The 22,475-nt window shown below is 62.7% G+C and carries 19 protein-coding genes; 11 read left to right on the top strand and 8 right to left on the bottom strand.

The window, feature by feature from the left end; all coding sequences use genetic code 11:
* Positions 1-147: 147 nt before the first annotated feature.
* The 7 genes from WG899_RS03375 to WG899_RS03345 all read right to left on the bottom strand — a co-directional run bounded on the left by WG899_RS03375 (position 148) and on the right by WG899_RS03345 (position 8,813).
* Entirely contained in the window at positions 148-564 is a 417-nt protein-coding gene (locus tag WG899_RS03375; RefSeq protein WP_339594196.1) for a hypothetical protein, read from the bottom strand.
* 162 nt (positions 565-726) lie between these two features.
* Entirely contained in the window at positions 727-2,610 is a 1,884-nt protein-coding gene (gene feoB, locus WG899_RS03370) for a ferrous iron transporter B (protein WP_339594195.1), read from the bottom strand.
* On the bottom strand, positions 2,603-2,872 hold the full coding sequence (locus WG899_RS03365; RefSeq protein ID WP_339594194.1) for a FeoA family protein: 270 nt from the start codon (positions 2,870-2,872) through the stop codon (positions 2,603-2,605). The genes feoB and WG899_RS03365 overlap by 8 nt, the downstream gene beginning before the upstream one ends.
* 148 nt (positions 2,873-3,020) lie before the next feature.
* Complete coding sequence (locus WG899_RS03360) at positions 3,021-3,719, bottom strand: response regulator (RefSeq protein WP_339594193.1); 699 nt, start codon at positions 3,717-3,719, stop codon at positions 3,021-3,023.
* A 2-nt stretch (positions 3,720-3,721) separates the two neighbouring features.
* Positions 3,722-6,163 carry an ATP-binding protein gene (locus WG899_RS03355; RefSeq protein WP_339594192.1) on the bottom strand — a complete coding sequence of 814 codons (2,442 nt, stop codon included), beginning with the start codon at positions 6,161-6,163 and terminating at the stop codon, positions 3,722-3,724.
* A gap of 53 nt (positions 6,164-6,216) precedes the next feature.
* Positions 6,217-6,714, bottom strand: a complete 498-nt coding sequence (locus WG899_RS03350; protein WP_339594191.1) for a YfiR family protein — start codon at positions 6,712-6,714, stop codon at positions 6,217-6,219.
* Positions 6,715-6,767: 53 nt separating this feature from the next.
* Positions 6,768-8,813, bottom strand: coding sequence for a TonB-dependent receptor plug domain-containing protein (locus WG899_RS03345; RefSeq protein WP_339594190.1), 2,046 nt, complete (start codon positions 8,811-8,813; stop codon positions 6,768-6,770).
* A gap of 676 nt (positions 8,814-9,489) precedes the next feature.
* Between WG899_RS03345 and WG899_RS03340 the strand changes: the two genes are divergently transcribed.
* The 11 genes from WG899_RS03340 (at position 9,490) to dut (ending at position 20,166) form a co-directional block, all read left to right on the top strand.
* Positions 9,490-10,452, top strand: coding sequence for a BMP family lipoprotein (locus WG899_RS03340; RefSeq protein WP_339594222.1), 963 nt, complete (start codon positions 9,490-9,492; stop codon positions 10,450-10,452).
* A gap of 31 nt (positions 10,453-10,483) precedes the next feature.
* Positions 10,484-12,085, top strand: a complete 1,602-nt coding sequence (locus WG899_RS03335; protein WP_339594189.1) for an ABC transporter ATP-binding protein — start codon at positions 10,484-10,486, stop codon at positions 12,083-12,085.
* Positions 12,082-13,212 carry an ABC transporter permease gene (locus WG899_RS03330; protein WP_339594188.1) on the top strand — a complete coding sequence of 377 codons (1,131 nt, stop codon included), beginning with the start codon at positions 12,082-12,084 and terminating at the stop codon, positions 13,210-13,212. Before WG899_RS03335 ends, WG899_RS03330 begins: the two co-directional genes overlap by 4 nt.
* Positions 13,205-14,185, top strand: a complete 981-nt coding sequence (locus WG899_RS03325; protein WP_339594187.1) for an ABC transporter permease — start codon at positions 13,205-13,207, stop codon at positions 14,183-14,185. Before WG899_RS03330 ends, WG899_RS03325 begins: the two co-directional genes overlap by 8 nt.
* Positions 14,186-14,207: 22 nt before the next feature.
* Positions 14,208-14,627: a cytidine deaminase gene (gene cdd, locus WG899_RS03320; protein WP_339594186.1), complete on the top strand. Its 420-nt coding sequence runs from the start codon at positions 14,208-14,210 to the stop codon at positions 14,625-14,627.
* 43 nt (positions 14,628-14,670) lie between these two features.
* Complete coding sequence (locus tag WG899_RS03315) at positions 14,671-15,522, top strand: purine-nucleoside phosphorylase (protein WP_339594185.1); 852 nt, start codon at positions 14,671-14,673, stop codon at positions 15,520-15,522.
* Entirely contained in the window at positions 15,522-16,283 is a 762-nt protein-coding gene (gene deoC, locus WG899_RS03310; RefSeq protein ID WP_339594184.1) for a deoxyribose-phosphate aldolase, read from the top strand. Before WG899_RS03315 ends, deoC begins: the two co-directional genes overlap by 1 nt.
* A gap of 8 nt (positions 16,284-16,291) precedes the next feature.
* Positions 16,292-17,611 carry a thymidine phosphorylase gene (gene deoA / locus WG899_RS03305; RefSeq protein WP_339594183.1) on the top strand — a complete coding sequence of 440 codons (1,320 nt, stop codon included), beginning with the start codon at positions 16,292-16,294 and terminating at the stop codon, positions 17,609-17,611.
* Positions 17,612-17,738: 127 nt separating this feature from the next.
* Positions 17,739-18,470 (top strand): tRNA (guanosine(46)-N7)-methyltransferase TrmB, encoded by a 732-nt coding sequence (gene trmB, locus WG899_RS03300; RefSeq protein WP_339594182.1) that lies wholly within the window; start codon positions 17,739-17,741, stop codon positions 18,468-18,470.
* 26 nt (positions 18,471-18,496) lie between these two features.
* On the top strand, positions 18,497-19,720 hold the full coding sequence (gene coaBC / locus WG899_RS03295) for a bifunctional phosphopantothenoylcysteine decarboxylase/phosphopantothenate--cysteine ligase CoaBC (RefSeq protein ID WP_339594181.1): 1,224 nt from the start codon (positions 18,497-18,499) through the stop codon (positions 19,718-19,720).
* Positions 19,717-20,166 carry a dUTP diphosphatase gene (gene dut, locus WG899_RS03290; protein ID WP_339594180.1) on the top strand — a complete coding sequence of 150 codons (450 nt, stop codon included), beginning with the start codon at positions 19,717-19,719 and terminating at the stop codon, positions 20,164-20,166. The genes coaBC and dut overlap by 4 nt, the downstream gene beginning before the upstream one ends.
* Before the next feature lie 31 nt (positions 20,167-20,197).
* On the opposite strand, the gene WG899_RS03285 is transcribed toward dut, so the two are convergent.
* On the bottom strand, positions 20,198-22,429 hold the full coding sequence (locus WG899_RS03285; protein WP_339594179.1) for an EAL domain-containing protein: 2,232 nt from the start codon (positions 22,427-22,429) through the stop codon (positions 20,198-20,200).
* Positions 22,430-22,475 lie beyond the last annotated feature (46 nt).

Here is a 22,475-nt window from a genome sequence, read left to right as displayed (position 1 = left end):
CTCAGTCTATCCGCTGCCCGGGCACTGAGGCCGCGGCGATGCAGAAGAAAAAACAGGCCTGGGTCCATGGGACGCAGGCCTGTTGCAGGATCAATCTGTCCGGCCGAAGCCGGGCGTGTTGATCAGCCCCCGAAGCGGGGGCGCAAATCAGTTGGGGACCAGAGCCGAGCCGAGGGCTTGCACTGCCTCGTCGAGCTTGGTGGCGGCCAAGGCCTTGCACTGCTCGATCGATGCATTGGCCAAATGGCCGAAGGTGGTGGCGCTCTTGGCGGGCTTGAACAGCAGTTCCTTGCCGCTGACCGGCAGCATCAAGGTGCGGGCGGTGATCACGCAGGTCTTCGAGGCGTCCATGCCGCCTTCGACCTGGCTCAGGAAGCCCCACTTCTTGGCCGGGTAGAGCTTGACCAATTTGGCGGACTGGGTCTTCAGCCAGATGCCTTCGGCGGTCGCTTGGTCCATCCAAGGCGCGGTCGAGTGATCGGTGATGATGTATTTGGCGGGGGCGGCCATGGCCATCGAGGCGCAGGGCAGCAACATGGCAGCGATCAGCTTGGAGATTTTCATGAGATTCTTTCGACCAATAGGTATTCGTGAGCGTTCGACCCGGCGAGGCCGATCGGCGGCATTGTAGAGATTCCTGACGGGTAAAAGCGGCCTCGTCAGCAGGTCGGCTATCGGCAAAAACCCGCAGTTAGGGTGAAGATGGGCAGCCGCCGCCGGCCTGCGTCAGGCCAACAACCAACTGCTGATCCGGAAAGTTAGGAATGAGGCCAGATAGGCAAGCCCAAACAAATAGCTTGCCATCAGCAGCGGCATCTTCAGTCCGCCGGTTTCACGTTTGACCGCGGCCAGCGTGGCGATGCATTGCGGCGCGAACACGAACCAGGCCAGCAGCGACAGCGCGGTGGGCAGGCTCCAACTGTCGGCGATCAACGGGGCCAAGGCTTGCGCGGTGTCTTCGGCCGTGGACGACAAGGCGTACACGGTGCCCAGCGCGCTGATGGCAATCTCGCGGGCGGCCAGGCCCGGCACCAGCGCCAAGCTGATCTGCCAGTTGAAGCCAATCGGCTCAAACACATGCGCCAATGCGCGCCCCAGCATGCCGGCAAAGCTGTGCTCAATAGGCATGCCGCTGGCGCCCGGCGGCGGGGCCGGGAAGCTGGACAGTGCCCACAGCAGCAGGGTCAGCACCAGGATGATGCCGCCGACGCGCTTTAAGAAAATCTCCGCCCGTTGCCACAGGCCGATCAGCACATTGCGCGGGCTGGGCCAGTGGTAGCTAGGCAATTCCATCATCAGCGGCCGCACCTGGCTGCCGCTGGTGAAGCGTTTGAGCACCCAGGCGACGGCCAAGGCGCCGGCAATACCTGCCAAATAGAGTCCGAACAACACCAGACCTTGCAGCGAGAGGCCGCCCCAAACCTCGCGTTGTGGAATGAAGGCGCCGATCAAAAGCGCGTAGACCGGCAGGCGGGCCGAGCAGGTCATCAGCGGCGCAATCAGGATGGTGACCAGGCGGTCGCGCGGATTGGCAATGCTGCGAGTGGCCATGATCCCGGGAATGGCGCAGGCGAAGCTGGACAGCAGCGGGATGAAGCTGCGCCCGGACAGGCCGACGCTGCCCATCAAGCGGTCCAACAAGAAGGCTGCGCGCGGCAGATAGCCGGATTCCTCCAGCACCAGGATGAAGAAGAACAGAATCAAGATCTGCGGCAAGAACACCAGCACGCCGCCGACGCCAGCAATCAGTCCGTCGACAACCAGGCTGCGCAGCCAGCCCTCGGGCAGCAGCGGTCCGACTGCTTGGCCAAACTGGGCCATGCCCGCTTCGATCAATTCCTTGGGTGCCTCGGCCCAGCTGAAGACGGCTTGGAACAGCAGGAACAGAATCACCGTCATGATCAGCGGGCCGATCAAGGGGTGCAGCAAGACCCGGTCGACTCGGTCGCTGGGCAGATGCGGCAGTTGCCTGTCCAGGTCCAGGCTTTGCAGAATCTGTTTGACGACGGTGTGATCGGTGTCTGGTTGGCCCAATTGGCCCAGGTCCGGCAGGGCTTGCTCGGCAGGGGCCCATATTTCTCGCTGATCGAGCAAGGCCTTCAATTCGGCGATACCTTCGCCGCGGGTCGCGACCGTGCGCACCACCGGCACGCCGAGGGCGGCCGAGAGTTGCTCCACCTTGATGTCGATGCCGCGCCGCGCTGCCAGGTCGGCCATGTTCAAGACCACCACGCAGGGCAGTTTCATGCGCTTGACGGCCAGAACCAGGCGCAGGGTTCGGCGCAGATTGGTGGCGTCCAGCACGCAGACCACCAGGTCGGGGCGCTTTTCACCACGGGCGCGGCCGGCCAGCACGTCGCAGGTGACGCGTTCGTCGGGCGAGCGTGGGTGCAGGCTGTAGGTGCCCGGCAAGTCGAGCAGGCGCAACATCCGGCCGGCCGCACTGTGCAGTCGACCTTCCTTGCGCTCCACCGTCACGCCGGCGTAGTTGGCCACTTTTTGGTGGCTGCCGGTCAAGCGATTGAAGAGAGCGGTCTTGCCGCAGTTCGGGTTGCCGACCAGCGCCAGCAAGGGGCCGCTGGGGTGAACGTGAATGACGGACTCACGCATGCAGTGGCTCCGCGAGGCCGACGGCCACGCACTCGGCTTCGGCACGACGCAAGGCAAAGGTCGACTGCCCGATGCGCACCACCAGCGGGTCGGCGCCGGGCTGCCCGCGTGCCATCACTCGCACGGCTTCGCCGGGCAAAAAACCGATTTCCTCCAGCCATGCCGACCATTCGGGGGCGTATTGGGGCGCACTGACGGCGAGAACCTGCAGGGGCTCGCCAATACGGGCCTGGGCCAGATTGGCTGGGGAATCGATCTTCATGGCTAGGGGTGCTCACGAGTTTGCGATCGCGGGGCGATGGCAGCCGAGAGTCTTAATCGAGAATGATTCTCATTGTATTCGCATTGCAGGTCCACTGACCTTGGCAAAACCTGGCGTTCGGCGCCGTCTGCAGCCGCTTTGATCTAGATCACTCGTGTGAGAACAACTGTTGATGGAGTTGCTGGCGGACCTCGCTCAGGCACTCGGTGGCGATGCTGGTCGGGCAGTCGTCAGCAGAACTCATGCCGAGCAATTGCTTGGCGCGCCACAGCCCGAGGCTGGCGCAGTTGGCATGCAGTGCCGAGATTTTTTGTCGCACGGCGCTTGAGGGTGTCGCCGCGGCTTGTCCCACGACCTCGGACATCTCGGCCAAGATCTGGCCGATCTGCCTTTGCATGCCGGTCAGATAGGCGCGGTAGCGGTCCGGGGCGATCTTGAGGCGGGCCATGGTGAGCGCGGGTTTCTCCATGGTCTTGCTGCTGGCCAAGGCCAAGAGCTTGTGGAGCCGGTTGCGAGCATCTTGTTGGCTGAATGGCTTGACGACATAGCCGCTAACGCCCAGGTCCAGCGCCTCTTTGATCGAGGCGGCCTCATTGACCATAGAGATCAGCACAAAGGGCAGGTCTTTGCAGCCCGGATGGGCGCGTACCTTTTGCAACAGCTCCAGGCCCGACATGCCGGGCATGCGAATGTCGCAGCACACCAGCATGGGTGGCACGGCCTTGCCGCTGATTTGTTGCCACGCTCCCTCGGCATTTTCGGCTTCGGCTATCCGATAGCTGCCGCAGTCGGTGATGGCGTCGATGAGCGCCATGCGTGACACGATTTCATCGTCAACCACCAGCACCTTCAAGCTTGTCCTTCCGCATCGTCGGTGATGCCCAGGCTGGTCTGCAATTCACGCTTGAGCAAGTCAAAGCTTTCGATGAACTCGGCTTCCTCTTCGTTGTCGGCCATGCGCTCTAGCCAGTCACTCAGCTCATAGGCCAGGCCGGTCGGGGCGATAAAGGCCAGACAACCCTTGATGCCATGCGCAAGAATGGCGGCGCCGTTCCAGTCCTGGGCCTTCACCGCGGCGTCGATTTCCCGGAAACGCAAGGGGGCTTGGGCGCGGAAGGCAAGCAGCATTTGCTCCTTCAGTTCGGTCACGCGTTGGGCGCGGTCCGGTGCCTGCTTTTCGGGCTTGGGGGCGAGCTGCGCCGATGCGGCGGCGTCCAAGAAGTCGTCGCCGGTTTGTTTGAGCAAAGCATCCAGCCCGGCCAAGTCGGCGTCGCCGGCTGCGTCCACGGGCGCCCGGGGTTTCAGCATCAGCCCGAGGGCCGCGCGTTGTGCAATCACCCGACTGAGGGCTTGATGCAGGGCCACCTCATCGACCGGCTTACGCAGGAAATCCGTCATGCCGGCGGCGAGGAACTTGGCCTTGTCGAGTTCGGAGGCATTGGCGGTCAGGGCGATGATGGGGATGTCGCGCTCGGCAAACACCCACTCGCCCCAGAAACCTGAGCGGATATGTTGGGTGGCTTCCAAGCCATCCATGATCGGCATCCGGCCATCCATCAGGATCAGGTCGAAGCTCTCCTGGGTCAGCGCCTCCAAGGCTTTCTCACCATTGCTGACCAGGGTGAAGGTGTGCCCCATTTCGGACAGCACGGCCTTGATGATCAGCTGATTGGTTTCGGCGTCTTCGGCCACCAGCACATGCAACTGGTGCTCATGCGGACGCAAATCCTCCAGCGGTTTTTCCTCCGGTTGCTGGCCTTGTTGCAAGGGTAGGTCAAAGAAGAAAGTGCTGCCTCGGCCCGCCACGCTGTGCATGCCAATGCGGCCGCCCATCAGTTCGACCAATTGCTTGCAAATCGACAGGCCCAGACCGGTGCCGCCGAAATTGCGGGTGGTCGACATATCGGCCTGCTCAAACTTTTGGAACATGCGGCTTTGCGCTTCTTCGCTGATGCCGATGCCGGAATCCTGCACCGCGAAATGCACCCAGAGTGGCGCGTCTGGATCTGAGGTCGGCGCGATATCGGCTGGTGCCTGCAAGCGCACATTGACGCTGACGCCACCTTGCTCGGTGAACTTGATGGCGTTGCCGACCAAGTTGAGCAAGACCTGGCGCAGGCGGGTCGGGTCGCCCTTCAAAAAGGCCGGCAGGCGCGGGTCGACATGTAGCGCAAAGTTGACGCTCTTTTGACTGGCTCGTTCTTGCAGCAATTGCATGGCGTCGTCGAGCAAGGCTTGCAGGGCGAAGTCCACGCACTCCAGGCTCAGCTTGCCGGCTTCAATCTTGGAGCCGTCCAGCAAGTCGTTGACGATCTGCAGCAGTGCATTGGCATTCTTGCAGGCCAACTCGACCCGCTCTCGTACCGAGTCTTCCATCTGCCCGCGCAGGCCGAGTTTGAGCATGCCCAAGATACCGGCCATCGGTGTGCGCAACTCATGGCTCATCAAAGCCAGAAAGGCGCTCTTGGTGGTGGAGGCTTGTTCGGCCGCCTCTTTCAGCGCCAGCAAGCGGCGGTTGTTGTCTTCCAGCAGCCCGTCTCGTTTGACGATTTGATCGAGCATATGGTTGAACACGATGCTCAAGTCGCCCACCTCGTCATTGGCCACCAGGGCCGCCCGCACCGTGAAGCGTTCTTGCTCGGCCACCTGGTCCATCACCTGTTTGAGGCCAGCGAGCGGTTGCAGGGCGCGACGCAGAAAACGGCGGGCCAGCAGCGAGGCCGCAATGCCGGACACACCCAGCGCCACCATCAAAGAAACGCCGAAGCGCAGCACCGAACGCCACATGGGCGTCAGATCGATCTTGGCCACCACGGTGCCGACCTGCTCGTGGGACAGCAGCACCGGGGTCGAGATCAGCAGGGCGCGGTCGAAATAGGCCGATGCTGGCAACAACTTCAAGGACTCGGCCGACAGCGGCGCCTGCAAATCGTCCAGATGTCGGGCCATGGTGGAGCCATCGGGCCGCAGGATGTAGGCGGCTTGCAGGCCTGGGTAGATGCTGGTGGCGCGCAGAATTTCACCGGCCGCCTTGGGGTCGTCAAAGACCAGCGGCGAGGCCGCTTGTACCGCCAATGTATTGAGCCAAGCTTGACTGCCCTCGGTGACAGCGGCGCGCTGACTCAACACCTCCTGGCTGCTGATCAGCACCAGAGCGAACAGCAGGGCGGCGCCCATCGCTGTCGTCAGGATGCGCTCAAGGCGCGTCACCAAGGACAAGCGTTGGCTGCCGACTTCAGCCTTGGGCTCGTCGCCGGTGGAAGTGCCGTCGATGGCGGGGAGGGTGCTCACTGATGCTGGGCGCTGGATGTTGAGTGCAAAAAAGAGTGGAAAAGCTGGCCGATTCAGTTGGTGCTGCGGGCCAATTGCAGAACCTTGGATGAGAGATTGATGCCCAGCTTTTTAACGCGCTGAACATTGACATCGAACACCAGCCGGCTACCGTCCACGGACAGCATTATTGCGGCACCCGATGCGAGCGGTGAATCGGCCACCGTCAGCACCGGCGCATCGCCGAGCGAGCTTTGTATCGACGGCATATTTGGCGCCTCACGCTCGGTGATGAAGAGCAGATGGCATTTCTTGATGCCGGGCAAATGGTTCATTCGCAGCACGCTCAAACGCCGGCCATTGACGTTCTTTCCCTCGAGATTGGACAGGGCCGAGCCAAAGCTGTCTTGGCCAAAAACGCAGAGATTGAGTCCTTCACGCGGGGTCGTTGGGGGCTGTAGGTCTTGGCTGGGCCATTCCGAGAACACCATGAAGTTGTACAGATAGGTGGCCTTCATCACGTACTCTGGCACCGGCTGCGCCTGTGCCGGGGCCTGGGCTAGCGCGGGCATCGCGCTTCCCAAACTCAACACCGTAGCGAGAAGGAGACCGGGCAACTTCATCCCTATCTCCAGAAGTCCATGCTCAGCTGTAACCAGAAGGTCCGGCCGTCCATCGCCATGGTGTCAAGCACCGCGCCGCTATCCGAATAACGGGTGTCGGCGGCAGGCACTTCATAGCGCCGATCGAGTGCGTTCTTCACACTGAGCACCGCACCAATGCCGTACCAGGTGCGCGTCGAGGTCAGGGACAGGTTCAGCAGGCTGACACCACCGATACGACGACCCTCGCGCACCTGGATGTGATTGCTGTCGCGTAACTCCTGGGTGAGGCGGGGGCCGACGTATTGGGCCTCCAGGCCCACACGCACCGCATTTTCAATGGCCGGCCAACTTAGATTGAGTTTGGCCAAACCGTGCGGCGAGTTAACCAGTTGCTTGCCTTCCACATCACTGGCGGACTGCCAGGCCGCGCTGGCGCGCAACTTGATCTCATTGCGCCAGCTTTGATCGACCTGCACTTCCAGACCGCGTGTCTTGCTCTTGCCGTCGAAACGGCGTTCGCCGGTGGCGGCCGGGCGATAGCTTTGGTCTGCCAGTCGGTAATCGTAAACAGACCCCGTGAAGCGCAGCGTGGGGTTCAGGTCATGCGAGAACACCAGTTCGGCCGCGCTCACCTGTTCGGGTTTGAACAAGGAGGAGGGCGCCGGTGTGTTGATTTCGTAGGGGTTCGGCAGGCGGAAGGCCTGGCTGTACGAGGCCTTGATGGTGGCCTGCGAACCGGGGGTGTAGACCAAGGCCAAGCGAGGGCTGATGGCGGCTTTGTGCGCGTAGCTGACGCACGGCGAGACGGTGCAGTCGGTGGCGTTGGGCTTGTCGTAGCGAATGCCGATATTGGCGGTCAGCGTGTTGCTGAGCAAAAACTCATCGGTGGCGTACAGGCTGTAGGTCTTGTTGCTGAATGGCGACTTGGAGTACTCGAACTGTTCCTTGCGCTCAGCGTCTAGCGCGACCGCGCGCACTTCTTGTTGGAAGTCATCGCGGTATTCCAGGCCAAAGATGATGGTGTGATCCTTCAGCAGGGTCAGCGCAAATTTTTGGTCCAGCCCCGCCCATTGACCATGGGTTTTGTTCTGTCGGAAAAACTCTTTGGGGTCCGGATCGCCGTACTCGCGCCGTGTCAGGTCCTCGTAGTGGCCGTAATACAGGCGCGAAACGGACTTCAGCCCACTGACGATATTGAAGTCGTATTGCGCGCTGGCATGGCTGGAGGCATCGGTCAGCGTATAGCCTCGGTTGAAGGCGTTTTCCTTCTTCGGAATTGGCGAGGCTTTTGTGCGCGAGGCCTTGGCGACCTGCAGGCTCAGTCCTTCGAATTCAAGCTTGGCGAAAAAGCGCTGGCTGTTTTCATAGTCTTGACCGACAGATAGACCATGGTTTTGTTCGGGCGTGTCGAAATAGGGCAGATAAAGCGACTGGCCGTCGCTGCGTTGGCGCGAGGCCGAGACCAGCATATTGCTGCCGTTGTCGAGTCGCTTGCCGACGGTGAATCGTTGCTTTTGCCCACCGTGGCTGGCGATTTCACCGGCCGCTTGAGCGGCATTGAAGTCGCTGCCCTTTTTGGTGATGACGTTGATGATGCCCAGCAAGGCATTGTTGCCATAGGTGACCGAACCGGTGCCCGGCACATATTCAACCCGGTCGATCAGCTCCAAGTCCAGCAATCCGGAGTTGTCGATATAGGCTTGGTTGTAAATATTGTCCTGAACCGAGTTGCCGTCGACCAGCACCATGATGCGACCGATGTAGTCGCCGGGCGCCCCAAAGCCGCGCCCACCAAGATATTCGTAGCGGCGGTCGTAGGTGGTGTAGAGACCGCGCATGCCGTTGATGACATCGGCCAGCGTCCGGTAACCAAAGGTGCGGATATCGTCGGCTGTGACGATCGAAACCGCCGAAGGCGAGTCGCTGACCTGCTTGGCCAGCTTGGATGCCGTGATGACGTCGGTCTGCGTCAGTTTTTCAAAGGGGATGGTCGTCAGATCCAGCGAGCCATCTTGCGCCTCGGCGCGCTCCATACCGGTCAGGCCACTGAGGCCGAGCAGGATCAATAGTGCCGGGCTCCAGAGGCCCGGGAACCCCTTTCTGAGAGATTTTTCAAAAGCCTTGGTCATGTCCGTGGGGCCTCAGGAGCGGAAATGGAGTGGCGCGCGAAGCCGCCTGGCCGACTCGCAATGACAGCGGCAAAGTATCTGTGCTTGCGCAGCGAGCGATGGGGCGCAATCATGGTGATTCCAGGTTCTTTTTAGCTTTTATCGGCGAGGGTCTTTGCCTGGCGGACTGTGTGGTCCCGGTGCTCAGGGCGATTCGCGTGCCGACTGTACTTGATTCAAAGCGCTGTCCCTGGGCGGGTGGCCAGTGCTTTGGTGTTGGTAGTTTGGGGCGGTCGGGGTCGGCTCAAAGGTACAAACGAGCCCGCGAATCAGTGCGTCAAATGTTGTAATAGACAAAAAAATACGCTAATTGATGCAAAAAATGCGTACGCAAACGTTTAGCGTTTTCCATTGCCTGTCGATACACTCTGATTTCTTACAATGCCGGACTTGGCGCTTGTGGCGTTAAAGGTGTTTTCGCCTTCATTGCCGCTTCTGCCGTATTCAACATCGGCGTAGCCCCCCCGGGCCCGCGCCGCCCATTCATCGCTGTTACCTGTTCAAAGCCATGACGATTGCCTTCTCGCCGTTTGCTCGCGCCGCTGCCTCGAAGCGTGTTTCGCCCTTGCTTGCTATGCCGTTCGCGCTGGCTTTGCTGGCCTTGTCGGCCCAGGCCTTTGCGCAAAGCAAGCCGGCCGTCATCTTTGATATGGGCGGCAAGTTCGACAAGTCTTTCAATGAGTCGGCTTACCGCGGCGTGGAGCGCTGGAAGCAAGAAAGCGGCAAGCCTTACCTCGAATTCGAAATCAGCAACGACACCCAGCGGGTGCAGGCCATCCGCCGCATGGCCGAGCGTGGCGCCAGCCCCATCATTAGCGTCGGTTTCGCCCAGGCTTCGGCGCTGGAACAAGTGGCCAAGGAATTCCCGAAGACGCAGTTCGCCATCGTGGACGCTGAGGTGAAGTTGCCCAATGTGCAGTCGCTCTTGTTCAAGGAGCATGAGGGCAGCTATTTGGTCGGCGCCATGGCGGTGCTGGTCAGCAAGACCGGCAAGGTTGGTTTTGTGGGCGGCATGGACATCCCCTTGATTCGCAAATTCCAATGCGGTTACGAGCAGGGCGCCAAGGCGACCAACCCCAAGGTGGAGGTCTTCGCCAATATGACCGGCACTACCTCCAGCGCCTGGAACGACCCCACCCGCGGTGGTGAGTTGGCCAAGGCCCAGTTTGCCAAGGGCTCCGACGTGGTCTTTGCTGCTGCCGGCGGCACCGGTTCTGGCGTCTACCAGGCCGCCAAGGACGCAGGCCGTTTGGCCATCGGCGTGGACAGCAACCAGAACCATCTGCAGCCCGGCACCATGCTGACCTCCATGGTCAAGAATGTCGATGTGGCGGTCTACAACGTGCTCAAGGGCTGGAAGGCCGGCACCACGGTGCTGGGCCTGAAAGAAGGCGGCGTGGAGTACGCGCTGGATCAACACAACGCCAAGCTGGTGACGCCTGCGCTCAAGAGCAAGGTCGAGGCCATCAAGGCCGACATCGTCTCGGGCAAGGTCAAGGTCGCCGACTACATGGCCGACGGCGCCTGCAAGTACTGAACTCGCTTCCGACAAAAATTCTCCATTCATCATGAAGCAAGTTGTGCAGGGCGCTGGGCCTGACGCGGCGCCCGGCTCGGGGCGGCCTGCCGTTCGGTTGTGCGCCATCTCGAAACGATTCGGTGCGGTGCAGGCCAACCGCGAGGTCAGCCTGAGCGTGGCCGCTGCCAGCGTGCATGGCTTGGTGGGCGAGAACGGCGCCGGCAAGAGCACTTTGATGGCTATTCTCTATGGCTATTACCAGGCGGACGCGGGCCATATTGAGATCGATGGCCAGCGCGTTGAGATCACCAACTCACAGCAAGCCATCACCCTGGGCTTGGGCATGGTGCACCAGCATTTCATGCTGGTCGACACCCTCAGCTGCCTGGACAATGTGATGCTGGGCGCCGAGCCCGCCTTCTTCTTGAATGCGGCTAAGCGCAGCGTGCGCGCCAAGCTTGAGGCCTTGATGCAAGACACCGGCCTGCATGTGCGGCTGGATGCTTTGGTGGGTGACCTGCCGGTGGGCGAGTTGCAGCGTCTGGAGATCCTGAAGGCGCTTTACCGTGGCGCCAAGATCTTGATCTTGGACGAGCCTACGGCGGTGCTAACGCCGCAAGAAACCCTGCAACTGTTTGAAACCCTGCGCCGCCTGAAGGCGCGCGGCACCACCATCATCTTGATCACCCACAAGCTCAAGGAAGTGATGGCCTTGTGCGATGAAGTTACGGTGATGCGCGCCGGCCAAGTGGTGCAGACCCGCGCTATCGCGGACACCAGCCCGGAAGATCTGGCCGAAGCCATGGTCGGGCGCAAAGTGAATTTGGGTCGCAAGGCTGGGGCCAAAGCCGAGCAGGCCGAGGTGCGTCTGCGCGCTGAGGGTTTGAGTTTGCGCGCTGCCAACGGCGTGCCCTTGCTGACTGACTTGGGCTTGAGCCTGCATGCCGGCGAGATCGTCGGCGTGGCCGGTGTTTCGGGCAATGGTCAGAGCGAGTTGCTGGAGATTCTGTCCGGCATGTTGGCGCCTGATGCGGGGCGCCTGCACTTGGGCGCGACCGAGTTTGACGCGGCTGCGGGCGACTGGTTGAACCCGAAGCGCGCGCGCGAATTGAAACTGGCCCATGTGCCGGAAGACCGCCATGCCTGCGCCATGGTGATGGGCTTCCCGGCCTGGGAAACCGCTGTGCTGGGCTATCAAGATCAGGCCCAGTACCGCAGCGGCCCTGGTGGCCTGTGCATGAATCAAGCCTTGATGCGCGAGCAGACGGCGCAGATGCAAGAGCGCTTTGATGTGCGGCCGCGCAATGTGGAGCTGGGCTCCTCCAAGTTCTCGGGCGGCAATCAGCAAAAGCTGGTGATGGCGCGCGAGATCGGTCAGGCGCCGCGAGTCTTGCTGGTCGGCCAACCGACGCGTGGTGTGGACATCGGCGCCATCGAGTTCATCCACAACCAACTGCGTGCCATGCGCGACGCCGGTTGCGCGGTGCTGGTGGTCAGCAGTGAGTTGGATGAAATCTTGGCCTTGGCCGACCGGGTCATTGTGATGAACGGCGGCCGGATCACCGGTGAATTGGCGATTGAGGCCTGTGACGAGAAAACTTTGGGAATGATGATGGCCGCTCAAGCCGAAGCAACGGGGGTGTCGGCATGAGCAACGGTCAAGCCATTGTCTTGCCGCGTTGGATCGATGTCGGCTTGTTGCCCTTGTGGAATCTGCTGGTGGCCCTGCTCGTGGCCGGCGGCGTGGTGCTGGCCATCGGGCAAAGCCCGTCGCAGGCCCTGAGCGTTTTGTTGGAAGGCGCCTTGGGCAGTTCGCGCGGCATCGGCTACACCTTGTATTACGCCACCACCTTTATCTTCACGGGCCTGGCGGTGGCGGTGGCCTATCACGGCGGCCTGTTCAATATCGGAGGCGAGGGCCAGGCGACGCTGGGTGGCATTGGCTTGGGGCTCTTGGCGCTGGCCTTGGGGCCTAGTTTGCCGGCCGCTGTTTTGCTGCCGCTGCTGGTCGTGGCCGCTGCCTTGTTCGGCATGGCCTGGGCCTTGGTGCCAGCGGCGCTGCAAGCCTGGCGCGGCAGCCATGTGGTCATCACCACCATCATGTTCAATTTCTTGGCGGCCAGCCTCAATGTTTATTTGCTGGTGAACTGGCTGCGCCCAAAAGGCTCGATGTCGGTGGAGAGCGAGAACTTCGCCGACTCGGCTCGCATGCCGGGTCTGCATGAGATCGCCGCTAAATTCGGTTTCGAGCTGCCGTCCTCACCACTCAATCTGAGCCTCTTGCTGGCCTTGTTGGCTTGTTTGTTTGTCTACTGGTTTCTGTGGAAGAGCGGGGCGGGCTATGCCTTGCGTGCTGTCGGCAGCGCGCCGCGAGCCGCCCACTACGCTGGCATCAAGCCGCGCATGCAGGTGCTGGTCGCCATGGGCTTGTCGGGTGCCTTGGCTGGCTTGGTGGCAGTGAATGAAATCTCAGGCGTGCAGGGCAAACTGACCCTGGACTTTGTGGCCGGTGCCGGTTTCACTGGCATCGCCGTGGCTTTGATGGGCCGCAACCATCCGGTCGGCATCATCTTGGCGTCTTTGCTGTTTGGCGTGCTGTACCAGGGCGGCGTCGAGGTGTCCTTTGAGTTGCCCGGCTTCAGCCGAGAGATGGTGGTGACGGCCCAGGGCCTGATCGTGCTGTTTGCCGGCGCCATGGCCAGCGTCAGTGCGCCGGCGTTTGCGCGGCTGTACGCGCTCATCGCCACAAAGAAGAATAAGGAGGCCCGCCATGGATGAAGTCATGATCGGCTCGGTGCTGGCCTCGACGCTGCGCGTCAGTACGCCGCTGCTGCTGTGCGCACTGGCCGGCTTGGTCAGTGAGCGTTCGGGCGTGGTGGACATCGGCCTGGAAGGCAAGATGCTGTTTGCTGCCTTTGCGGCGGCCGCAGCGGCCAGCGTGGCGCACTCGACCGGCTTGGGCATCTTGGCGGCCATCGGCGTGGCCTGTTTGATGTCCTTGATCCATGGCTATGCCTGCGTCACGCATCGCGGGGACCAAGTGGTGTCCGGCGTGGCCTTGAATATGGTTGCGGCGGGCCTGACCGTGGTCTTGGGCATTGCCTGGTTCGCCCAGGGCGGGCAGACCCCGCCAGTGGCCGCCGATGTGCGCTTGACTGGCTTGATCCCGGCCTGGAGTGAGTTGGACGCCGCCGTGGCCGATCTGGGGCCTTGGCTCGGCGCCGTTGTCGGCCATGGCTTGTTGAGCCACAACCTCTTGGTCTACTTGGCCTTTGCCTTGGTGGCCGGCGTTTGGTTCTTTCTGGAGCGCACCAAGCCAGGCCTGCGTTTGCGCGCTGTGGGCGAGAACCCGGCCATGGTGGACGCGGCGGGTCTGTCTGTGCCGCGTTTGCGTTATGCCGCTTTGATGATCAATGGGTTGCTGTGCGGTTTGGCGGGCAGCTATCTGGTGCTGGCGCAAAACGCGGCCTTCTCTCCGAATATGACGGCTGGCCGTGGCTATATCGCCCTGGCGGCCATGATCTTCGGTAAGTGGAAGCCGGTGCCGACGATGCTGGCCTGCCTCTTGTTCGGCTTCTTGGACGCAGTAGCGATTCGCATGCAAGGCGCAGTCATCCCGGGTATCGGTGAGGTGCCGGTGCAACTGATTCAGGCCTTGCCCTACTTGCTGACCGTTGTTTTGCTGGCCGGCTTTATCGGCCAAGCGCTGGCGCCCAAGGCCTTGGGCCGCCCCTATGTCAAAGAACGTTGAAGACAAGAACATAGGACGCCGCATGACACTCAGCCCCGACCTGATGCAGCAACTGCTGCAGGCCTCGCTTGCCGCGCGTGTGCATTCGCATTCGCCGTACTCCGGCTATGCCGTGGGCGCGGCCGTGCTGGACGAGCAGGGCCGCATCCATGTGGGTGCGAATATGGAAAACGCCGCCTATCCTCAAGGCTGGTGTGCAGAAGCCACGGCGCTCAGTGCCATGATCATGGCCGGCGGGCGCCGCGCTCAGGCGGTGCTGGTGACGGGCCCAGGGCCCGAGATCATCACGCCCTGCGGCGGCTGCCGACAAAAGCTGCGCGAGTTCGCAGGACAAGAGCTTGTCATCATTGCCAGCGATCCTTCGGGGATTCGCCAGCAGTGGACCCTGGGCGAATTGCTGCCTTTCAGCTTCGGCCCCGAGCATCTGAGCCGCAAGGCTTGATGCGTTTTGAAGAGTCATCCCAGTTTCAGTGGAGTTTAGAAAAATGATCAATCACGCCATCCTCAATCCCGCCATCGCCAGCACCGTGGCCAAGCTGAACGAGCTGTTCGGTGCCGCACCGGCGGTTGCCGTGGTCTTGGGATCCGGCTGGGCCGGCGCGGTCAGCCTGGTGCAAGACGCCAAGCATTTGTCCTACGCCGAATTGCCCGCTTTCCCTCAGCCCAAGGTGGAAGGCCATGTCAACGAGATCGTTGTCGGCACCATTGGCGCCCAGCGCGTGGTGATGTTGCGCGGCCGCGCTCACACCTATGAAAGCGGCGAATGCACCGGCATGGCCGGCGCTCTGCGCAGCTTGAAGGGCTGGGGCGTGCAAGTGCTGCTGCAGACCAATGCCTCGGGCTCCTTGCGCAGCCATATGGCGCCGGGCAGCCTGATGCTGATCAGCGACCACATCAACGCGCCGCAGCGCTCGCCCTTGGTGGGCGAACCCGGCAGCGAGCGTTTTGTCGACATGAGCTGCGCCTACGACCTGGAGCTGCGCCAGCACGCCAAGAAGGTGGCTGAGTCGCAAAACCTGACGCTGGGCGAGGGCGTGTATTGTTGGGCGCTGGGCCCGCAGTTTGAAACCCCGGCCGAGATCCGCATGTTCGCCGCTTGGGGCGCTGACGCCGTGGGCATGAGCACCGTGCCAGAGACGATTCTGGCCCGCCATGCCGGCTTGCGCGTCATGGGCCTGGCCTTGATGACCAATATGGCCGCCGGCCTCTCGGCAGAAGCGCTGACCCATGCGCTGACGCTGCAGCAAGCTCAGCTGTCGGGCGAGCGCGCCGCGGGCTTCCTGGGCGCGGTGGTGGCCGGCCTGGCTGAACTGCCTTCTCTGCAAGCGGGGGCATGATGAGCGAGCTGAAACATGCGGCGCAGTTGGCGCTGCAATGCCTGGATCTGACCAGCCTGAACGAGGCCGACACCGCCGCCGATATCGAGGCCCTGTGTGCCCGTGCCCAAACGCCGTTTGGCAATGTGGCCGCGGTCTGCGTCTGGCCGCGCTTTGTGGCGCAGGCGCGCGCGGCCTTGCCCGCAAGCATCCGCGTCGCTGCCGTCGCTAATTTCCCTGACGGCGCGCTGGACCTGAACCGCACGCTGGCCGAGGTGCAAGCCATTGCCACCGCCGGCGGTGATGAGGTCGACGTGGTCTTGCCTTACCGCGCCTTGATGCAAGGGCAGAGCGTTGAGTGCGCCGAGTTCCTGGCCGAAGTGCGCCACGCCACCCGGCCGCTGACGTTGAAGGTCATCATCGAAAGCGGTGAGCTGGCCAGCAGCGAGTTGATTGCCCAGGGCGCGCGTTTGGCCTTGATGGCCGGGGCCGACTTCGTCAAGACAAGCACCGGCAAGAGCAAGGTTTCCGCCACGCCCAAGGCGGCTGGCGTGATCCTGCGTGAAATCGCGGCGAGTGGCTTCAGCGCAGCGGGTTTCAAGGCTTCTGGCGGCATCCGCACCGTGGCCGATGCGCAGGCCTATCTGCAACTGGCCGAGCAGCACTTGGGTGCCTCCGCCTTGAATCCACGTCGCCTGCGCTTTGGCGCCAGCGCCTTGTTGGCTGATATCGAGTCGGTCTTGTCCGGCGCGCAAGCGATGGTGACCGACGCCGCCTACTGATCGCCTCGATGCTGGCTCAGGAAATCATTCGCGCCAAGCGCGACGGTCAAGTCTTGGGCGAGCCGCAGATTCAGGCCTTTGTCCGTGGCTTGGTGGATGGCAGCTGGAGCGAGGCGCAGATCGCCGCCCTGGCCATGGCAGTGTTCCAGCGCGGCATGGGGCGCGATGAATGCGTGCAGCTGACGCGCGCCATGATGCTCTCCGGCCGCACCATGAGCTGGCCTGAGATGCCCGGCCCGGTGTTGGACAAGCATTCCAGCGGCGGTGTGGGCGACAAGGTCAGCCTGATGCTGGCACCGCTGGTGGCGGCTTGCGGCGGTTATGTGCCGATGATCTCAGGCCGGGGCCTTGGCCACACCGGCGGCACCCGCGACAAGTTCGACGCCATTCCCGGCTATAACGGCACGCCGGCGCCCGAACTCTTCAACCGCGTGGTGCGCGAGGTCGGCTGCGCCGTCATCGGCCAGACCGGCGATCTGGCCCCGGCCGATGGGCGCCTCTATGCGATTCGCGACGTGACCGCCACGGTCGAAAACGTGCAACTGATCACCGCCAGCATCTTGTCCAAAAAGCTGGCCGCTGGCCTGCAAGGCCTGGTGATGGACGTCAAATGCGGCAATGGCGCCTTTGCCGACTCCCCGCAGATGGCGCGCGAATTGGCCCTCAGCATTGTTGAGGTGGCCAAGGGCGCCGGGCTGCCAACGCGGGCGCTGATCACCGATATGAACCAGGTGTTGGGCCGCGACGTCGGCAATGCGCTGGAGATGGACGAAGCGATTCGTTACCTGACGGGGCAGGGCGTGCGCGAGGCGCGGCTGCATGAGGTGACCCTGGCCTTGGGCAGCGAGATGTTGCTATTGGGGGGCTTGGCCAGCGATACAGCAGACGCCCGACGCCGGCTGCAACAGGCCTTGGACAGCGGTGCCGCCGCCGAGCGTTTTGCGCGCATGGTGGCCGGTCTGGGTGGCCCGAGCGATTTGCTGGAGCGCCCGCAGCACTATCTGGCGCAGGCGCCCGTGCGGCTGCCGGTGCCCGCGCTTCGCAGCGGCGTGTTGACGGCCATGCGCACCCGCGACATCGGGCTCGCTGTTGTGGAGTTGGGCGGCGGTCGCCGTCAGGCCTCGGATCTGATTGATCCCCGCGTCGGCTTCTCTGCCATGCGCGCCTTGGGCGAGTCGGTCCAGGCCGGCGAGGTCTTGGCCTGGGTGCATGCGGCGGACCCGGCCGCAGCTGAGCGCGCGATTGAGCAAGTCCAGGCTGCCTGCATCATCAGCGATATGGCGACCCCATTCCTCGCAAGCGATGTCGTGCTCGATCATCTGAGCTGATTCTTTTCCTCCCGCCGGCTCGGGGCCATGTGGCCCCGCCAGCCGGGGCGGCTAGACTCGGGTCGGATAGACTTGCCGCCCCTCGCCAGCGAGTCTTTCTCCTTTTTCTCTTACTCATTCCAAGCCTATGTCAGAACTTCCCGAGCAGCCGGAGCCCCTAGCCCCCGCCGAATCTGCAGCGGATGCCCATAAACATCGGCCGATCAAGAGCTTTGTGGTGCGCGCCGGGCGCATGGGCTCGGGGCAGGTCAAGGCCCTGGCCGAGTTGGGCCCCAAATTTGTGCTGCCCTTCAAGCCCGAGCGACTGAATCCGGCCGAAGTGTTCGGCCGCGAGGCACCGCTGGTGTTCGAGATTGGCTTTGGCATGGGCGACGCTACCGCCAAGATTGCCCAGACGCTGGCCGACACCGATTTCATTGGCTGCGAGGTGCATGAGCCGGGTGTGGGCGCCTTGCTCAAGCACATCGACGAGCGTGGCTTGAGCAATATCCGCATCGTTCAACACGACGCCGTCGAGGTGTTGGAGCAGATGATTGCCCCGGCCTCGTTGGCCGGCGTGCACATCTACTTTCCCGACCCCTGGCACAAGGCGCGCCACAACAAGCGCCGCCTGATCCAGGCACCGTTTGTGGCCAAGCTGATCCAGCACATCCGCCCCGGCGGCTATTTGCATTGCGCCACCGACTGGGAACCTTATGCCCAGCAGATGCTGGAGGTCTTGTCGGCCGAGCCGGGCTTGGAAAACACGTCCAAAGGCTTTGCCGAAAAGCCCGACTACCGCCCGCTGACCAAGTTCGAAAACCGTGGCCTGAAGCTCGGCCACGGGGTCTGGGACGTGGTGTTCCGCCGCCGCGCCTGAGCGGGGCTCTGAGCTAGAGTGCGCGCATGAGTGAAATTCAACATCTGGGCGGTAAGCACATCTTGCTGGGCCTGTCCGGCGGCATCGCCTGCTACAAGTCCGCGGAACTGGTGCGTCTGCTCAGCAAGGCGGGCGCTACCGTGCAGGTGGTGATGACCGAAGCTGCCGAGCAGTTCATCACCCCGGTGACCATGCAGGCCCTGTCCAACCGGCCGGTGGTGAGCAGCCAATGGGACGCGCGCGAGCCCAACAATATGGCCCATATCAACCTCAGCCGCGAGGCGGACTTGATGTTGGTGGCGCCGGCCAGCGCCGACTTCATTGCCAAATTGGCACAGGGCCGCGCCGATGATTTGCTGAGTCTGATGGCCCTGGCGCGCCCGATCGAGCGCTGCCCGCTGGCGGTGGCGCCGGCCATGAACCGCGAGATGTGGGCGCACCCGGCCACCCAGCGCAATCTGGCGCAGATCCGCGCCGATGGCGCCTTCTTGCTCGGCCCTGGAAATGGAGATCAGGCCTGCGGTGAGGTCGGTGACGGCCGCATGCTGGAAGCCGCCGAGTTGCTGGACGAAGTGATCGCCTTGTTCCAGCCCAAGCGGCTGGCGGGGCTGAAGCTCTTGATCAGCGCCGGGCCCACTTTTGAGCCCATCGACCCGGTGCGCGGCATTACCAATCATTCCAGCGGCAAGATGGGTTTTGCCATCGCCCGCGCCGCACGCGAGGCGGGGGCGGAGGTCACTCTGGTGGCCGGCCCGGTGCATCTGCCCACACCGCGTGGCGTCAAGCGCGTCGATGTGCAGACGGCGCAGCAGATGTTTGATGCGGTGCTGCCGTTGGCGGCTTCGCACCGCGTTTTTGTGGCCACCGCTGCGGTGGCCGATTGGCGCCCCGCAGCCGCCGCCGATCACAAGATCAAAAAGGACGGCAGCGGCCTGGCGCCCAGCATCGCGATGACGGAGAACCCCGACATCTTGGCCGCCGTGGCTGCCTTGCCGCAGGGGCCGTATTGCGTGGGCTTTGCGGCCGAGAGCCAGGATCTGGTCCAGCATGGCCGCGCCAAGCTGATCCGCAAGGGCGTGCCGCTGATCGTCGGCAATATCGGCCCGGCCACTTTTGGTCGCGATGACAATGCCTTGCTTTTGATCGACGCCGAGGGCGAACGCGAGATTCCCCATAACGACAAGCTCACACTGGCGCGCGAATTGGTGCGCGAGATTGCGGAGCGTTTGCAATACACCCAACGCCCATGACCACAGTTGATTTGAAAGTGCTCGATGCCCGCATGGCCGAGCAATTGCCCGCGTACGCCACCCCCGGCAGCGCCGGCCTGGACCTGCGCGCCTGCCTGGACGCAGCCATCACCTTGGAGCCCGGTCAGACCACGCTGATCCCGACCGGCTTGGCCATTCACATCGGCGACCCCGGCCTAGCGGCCATCATCCTGCCGCGCTCAGGCCTGGGCCATAAGCACGGCATCGTGCTGGGCAATCTGGTCGGTCTGATCGATTCTGACTACCAGGGCCAACTGATGGTCAGCTGCTGGAATCGGGGGCAAAGCGCTTTTGTGATCGAGCCAATGGAGCGCATTGCGCAGTTGGTGCTGGTGCCGGTGGTGCAGGCCAGCTTCCGGCGCGTGGACGACTTTGACGCCACGCAGCGCGGCGAGGGTGGCTTCGGCTCGACCGGCAAGGCCTGAGGCGCCGGGGCTGCGGCTGATTTGCCCAGCCTTAGACCGGCTTCATCAGTCGGGCCATCAATTGGTCGGCCGGCATCGGTCGGCCGAATAGATAACCCTGGACTTCATCGCAGCCTTGCTCGCGCAGGAAGTCGAGCTGGCCCTGTAATTCAACACCCTCGGCAATGGTTTGCAGGCCCAAGCTCTTGGCCATGCTGATGATGGCGCTGATGATGGCTCTGTCTTCAGGGTCGTCGATCAGGTCGCGGACGAATTGCTGGTCGATCTTGAGTTTGTAGACCGGGAACTTTTTCAGATAGCTGAGCGAGGAGTAGCCGGTGCCAAAGTCGTCAATCGACAGCCGCACGCCGCGTGCGTGCAAATCGCTCATGACCGCGATCGCGCCCAGGGGGTCTTCCATGGCCACGCCTTCGGTCAGCTCCAGCTCGAGCAGGCGCGGTTCGATCTGAAACTCCTCTAACGTGCGCGTCACCAAGGCCGGCAGATCGGCGTGGCGGAACTGCACCGAAGACAGGTTCACCGCCATGAAAAAGTCCCGCAGACCCTCGGCCTGCCATAGCTTCAACTGCCGCACCGCGGCCCGCAGCACCCATTCACCGATGCTGATGATCAGGCCGCTGGCCTCAGCGATCGGGATGAACTCGGCCGGGCTGATATTGCCCAATTCTGGGTGAGACCAGCGCAGCAGCGCTTCGGCGCCTATCACCTGCCCGCTCAGCATGCAGACCTGGGGCTGGTAGTGCAGATGCAACTGCTCGCGCTCTACCGCCCGGCGCAGAGCGTTTTCCAATAAGAGCGTGCGGGCCGACTGGGCCTGCATCTCGGCGGTGAAAAAGCGAAAGGTGTTGCGCCCATCTTGTTTGGCGCGGTACATGGCCGTATCGGCGCTGCGGCACAGGCTTTCGAAGTCCTCGCCGTCATTCGGGTACATGGCCACGCCGACCGAGGGCGTCACCGTGATCTCGTTTTGCTCGATTTGAAAGGGCTGGGCAGCCAAGTCCATGACCTTGGTCGCCACATTGCTGGCGCCAGCGGCGTCGGTGCTGGGCAGCACCAGAATGAATTCATCGCCGCCAAGCCGGGATACGGTGTCTTGCTCCCGCACAGCTGCCTTGAGGCGCTGCGCCAGGCCCTTCAGCAACTCATCGCCAAAGCGATGGCCGAGCGAGTCATTGACGTTTTTGAAGTGATCCAGATCGAGGAAGAGCAGCGCCAGTGAACGGCCCTCACGGCGGGCGATTTCGATGGCCTGGCTGCTGCGCTCGCTCAGCAGTGCGCGGTTGGGCAGGCCGGTCAGCACGTCGAAATGCGCCAGCTGCTGGATGCGGGCCTCGGTGGCCTGCTGCTCCAGCAGTGTTTGTTCCAATGCCTTGACGGTTTCGCTCAGCTGGCGGGTGCGTTCGTCGACCATCTGCTCCAGCTGCTGCTTGGCATGCACCAGCGCCGCTTCGGCATTCTTGCGGGCGCTGATGTCCATGGTGATCCAGATCGAGCCCTGGCTCAGATCGTTGGCGTCGATGGCCTTGCTGCGCACCTCGCAGACCACTGGGCTGCCGTCTTTTCGGCGCAAGAGCATTTCGCCCTCGAAGGCGCGGCCTGCGGCAAAAGGTTCGTAGCAGCGCTGGCCGGCGGCCTCCCAATCTTCATCGCTCAAGTACCACTGGCGCGAGGAGCTGCCGTTCAATTCGCCGGGCGCATAGCCAAACAGTTCCTCGAACTTGCGATTGCATTGGGTCACGCGGCGGTCGCGCAAAAACACGATGCCGACCATGGCATGGTCAAAGATCAGCCTTTGCTCGGTGGTGATGGCGTCGAGTTCGGCTGCCGCGAGCTTTTGCTCATGGATGTCATCGACGGTCCAGATCGACCCTTCGCTCGGATCCTCCGGGTTGACCAGGCGGCCACTCATGCCGCACCAGAACAGCTCGCCCGATTGGCGCCGCATCAGCCGCTCGGTCTTGTAACGCTGGCCACTGGCCAGGACGGGATAAGCTGCCGCCCCGAGTTGCTTGAAGGCCGCCTCGTCGGGATAGAGGGCGATGCTGCTGGAGCCGACTATGGCCTGCACATCCGGGTAGCCGAAGATCTCGGCATAGCGCTGATTGCAGCGAAGGATTTGCCGTTGTTTGACAAAAACAATGCCGACGCCCGCGTTCTCAAAGATCACATCGCGCTCACGCAGCGCCACTTGCAAAGGGCTTGCGCCCGTGGCACCGGCATCCGACGACTCCACCGAGCTTGAGCTTGGAAGAGTCGCTGTCATGCCGTCAACGGAGAGCTTGGGCGGGACCACTTGATTGCTCCGAGGT

It is taken from the genome of Paucibacter hankyongi (genome assembly GCF_037482915.1).
GTDB lineage: Bacteria > Pseudomonadota > Gammaproteobacteria > Burkholderiales > Burkholderiaceae_C > Paucibacter_A > Paucibacter_A hankyongi.
The sequence above is the reverse complement of the archived record's forward strand: the minus strand, read 5'-3'. Positions and strand labels throughout refer to the sequence as shown.

Excerpts from the sequence above, each read along its gene's own strand:
- WG899_RS03375 (WP_339594196.1), bottom strand. The coding sequence starts at position 564 with ATGAAAATCTCCAAGCTGATCGCTGCCATGTTGCTGCCCTGCGCCTCG.
- feoB (WP_339594195.1), bottom strand. The coding sequence starts at position 2,610 with ATGCGTGAGTCCGTCATTCACGTTCACCCCAGCGGCCCCTTGCTGGCG.
- WG899_RS03365 (WP_339594194.1), bottom strand. The coding sequence starts at position 2,872 with ATGAAGATCGATTCCCCAGCCAATCTGGCCCAGGCCCGTATTGGCGAG.
- WG899_RS03350 (WP_339594191.1), bottom strand. The coding sequence starts at position 6,714 with ATGCCCGCGCTAGCCCAGGCCCCGGCACAGGCGCAGCCGGTGCCAGAG.
- WG899_RS03340 (WP_339594222.1), top strand. The coding sequence starts at position 9,490 with ATGCCGTTCGCGCTGGCTTTGCTGGCCTTGTCGGCCCAGGCCTTTGCG.
- WG899_RS03335 (WP_339594189.1), top strand. The coding sequence starts at position 10,484 with ATGAAGCAAGTTGTGCAGGGCGCTGGGCCTGACGCGGCGCCCGGCTCG.
- WG899_RS03330 (WP_339594188.1), top strand. The coding sequence starts at position 12,082 with ATGAGCAACGGTCAAGCCATTGTCTTGCCGCGTTGGATCGATGTCGGC.
- WG899_RS03325 (WP_339594187.1), top strand. The coding sequence starts at position 13,205 with ATGGATGAAGTCATGATCGGCTCGGTGCTGGCCTCGACGCTGCGCGTC.
- cdd (WP_339594186.1), top strand. The coding sequence starts at position 14,208 with ATGACACTCAGCCCCGACCTGATGCAGCAACTGCTGCAGGCCTCGCTT.
- WG899_RS03315 (WP_339594185.1), top strand. The coding sequence starts at position 14,671 with ATGATCAATCACGCCATCCTCAATCCCGCCATCGCCAGCACCGTGGCC.
- deoC (WP_339594184.1), top strand. The coding sequence starts at position 15,522 with ATGAGCGAGCTGAAACATGCGGCGCAGTTGGCGCTGCAATGCCTGGAT.
- deoA (WP_339594183.1), top strand. The coding sequence starts at position 16,292 with ATGCTGGCTCAGGAAATCATTCGCGCCAAGCGCGACGGTCAAGTCTTG.
- trmB (WP_339594182.1), top strand. The coding sequence starts at position 17,739 with ATGTCAGAACTTCCCGAGCAGCCGGAGCCCCTAGCCCCCGCCGAATCT.
- coaBC (WP_339594181.1), top strand. The coding sequence starts at position 18,497 with ATGAGTGAAATTCAACATCTGGGCGGTAAGCACATCTTGCTGGGCCTG.
- dut (WP_339594180.1), top strand. The coding sequence starts at position 19,717 with ATGACCACAGTTGATTTGAAAGTGCTCGATGCCCGCATGGCCGAGCAA.
- WG899_RS03285 (WP_339594179.1), bottom strand. The coding sequence starts at position 22,429 with ATGACAGCGACTCTTCCAAGCTCAAGCTCGGTGGAGTCGTCGGATGCC.